Origin of the sequence: Actinotalea ferrariae (genome assembly GCF_019733465.1) — a bacterium.
Taxonomy (GTDB): Bacteria; Actinomycetota; Actinomycetes; order Actinomycetales; family Cellulomonadaceae; genus Actinotalea; species Actinotalea ferrariae_A.
Map to the genome: position 1 here is coordinate 1 of NZ_JACVQL010000350.1, position 2,001 is coordinate 2,001.

Annotated in this window: 2 protein-coding genes and 1 pseudogene; all 3 read right to left on the minus strand. The window is 76.4% G+C overall.

The window, feature by feature from the left end:
• Window positions 1–526: pseudogene (locus tag ICW40_RS19570) on the minus strand (hypothetical protein); the annotation flags it as partial.
• 85 nt (window positions 527–611) lie between these two features.
• Complete coding sequence (locus ICW40_RS19575; RefSeq protein ID WP_221655657.1) at window positions 612–1,211, minus strand: GNAT family N-acetyltransferase; 600 nt, start codon at window positions 1,209–1,211, stop codon at window positions 612–614.
• 1 nt (window position 1,212) lies between these two features.
• Window positions 1,213–2,001 (minus strand): molybdopterin-binding protein (locus ICW40_RS19580; RefSeq protein WP_260459482.1); only part of this gene is annotated, 789 nt, incomplete at its 5' end.

A 2,001-nucleotide genomic window follows, 5' to 3' on the forward strand; every position in this document is an offset into this window, starting at 1 on the left:
CCGCGACGACCGCGCGCCGGCCCGCCACGAGCACGGCGAGGAGCAGCACCGACGGCACGACGCCGACCAGCACGCTGAGGGAGGCGAGCGGCACCGCGGCCCACGCGGCGGGCACGGCGACGAGGAGCACGAGCGTGAGCACGGCTCGACGCCGCGCGGCGGCGGACCGGCGGGCCAGGTGCGCGGCACGCTGCGCGTGCTCGGCCGCCGAACGCCGGACGAGGTCGGCAGCGACCCGGTCGCTGGTGCCGTGCGGTCGCTCCATGGGGCTCACTCCTCGTCGTGCGCGCTCGTCCGCCTGCCTGCTCACCGGGTGCAGCCGCAAAGGCTCCGGCCGGACGGCCCGCCCGACGGGACGGTCCGTGGCCTCGGCCACCCGCAGCACCCGGACCACGCGCAGCCGCTCCGAGAAGCGGTCGTCCGCGCGCGCCTCCAGCAGCTGCTGGCGGTACGTCAGGTGGTGCGGCACCAGGTACGCGATCCAGAGCCCGGCCATGGCGATCACCACGAGCCCGGCCTGGTTCACGCCACGACCGTAGGCGCGCGCGGGGTGGCCGGACCGGAGGGTGGGCGGCGTGTCGGGGACGTGAACGACACCGGTGTCGTTCGGCTCAGCCCTGACGCGACGCGCGCCAGCGCGCGAGGAGGCCGTCGGGGACCTCCTCGGTGGTCACCGCGAAGGTGCGGTGGTCGCACCACTGCCCCTGGATGTGCAGGAACCGCTCGCGCACGCCCTCGTCGCGCAGGCCGAGCTTCGCGACGACGCGCAGGCTCGCCGCGTTCTCGGGGCGGATGTTGATCTCGACCCGGTGCAGCCCGACGGGACCGAAGCAGTGGTCCACCGCCATCGCGACGGCGGTGGGCGTGATCCCCCGGCCGGCGACGTGCTGGCTGATCCAGTACCCGATGCTCGCCGAGCACAGCGACCCGCGGACGATCGTCGAGACCGTCAGCTGGCCGACGAGCTCGCCGCGGTACTCGATGACGAACGGCAGGGCCGATCCCTGCCGCGCCTGCGCGCCGAGCGTCCGGACGAACTCCGGGAAGCTCGGCGGCTGCCCCGTGAACGGCTCGGGGGACGTCGCCTCCCACGGCTCGAGCCAGGCCGCGTTGCGCATGCGCGCCCCGAGCCAGTCGCGCGCGTCACGGCGTCGCAGCGGACGCAGGACGACGTCGCCCTCGCGCAGCACGACCGGCCACCCGCGCGCCACCTCAGCCCTCCAGGACCAGGCAGGCGAGCCGATCACCCGCGCGGACGACCGTCGTGTCCTCGCCGACCACGGCGAGCGCGTTCGCGTCGGCCAGGTCGGTCAGGGCGGGGTCCGCCGGGTCGCCGACCGGCGTCACGACGTAGCCGTCGGTCGGCGACCCCGTCACCCTCGCCGGGACGAACTGCCGCAGCCCGCGGGTCGACGCCCACGAGCGCGCCGCCGCGGCCCGGACCGACGGCCGGAACAGCTCGGACTGACCGGCCATCGCGCGCAGCGCCGGCCGAACGAACACCTCGAACGAGATGACGGCCTCGACCGGGTGGCCCGGCAGGGCGAACACGGGCACCCCGCCCTGCACGTCCTCGTCCGGCACGTCGCCGTCGGCGACGTCGCCGTCCACGCGGGCACGCTCGCGCAGCGCGGACGTGCCCCCGGCGGACTCGGGCCACAGGGCCTCCTCGTCCGAGGGCAGCACCGTGCCGAACCCCTGACGCCGACCAGGCGCCATCGCCACCTGGTCGAACCGCACCGTGCCGAGCGGCGCGAGCACGTCCGTGACCGTGTCCCACGGCCCGTCGCTCAGGCCGCCCGTGAGGAGCAGGAGGTCCGCCCGGACGAGCTGGTCCGCGAGCACCTCGCGCAGCGCGGCGCGGTCGTCACCCACGGGGCCCACGCGGACCGCCGTCGCACCCGCCTCGCGAACGGCCGCGGCGAGCGCGTGCGCGTCGGCGTCGTGCGTGCGGCCGGGGCTGAGCGCACGCCCGGGCTCGACGAGCTCGTCCCCCACGGT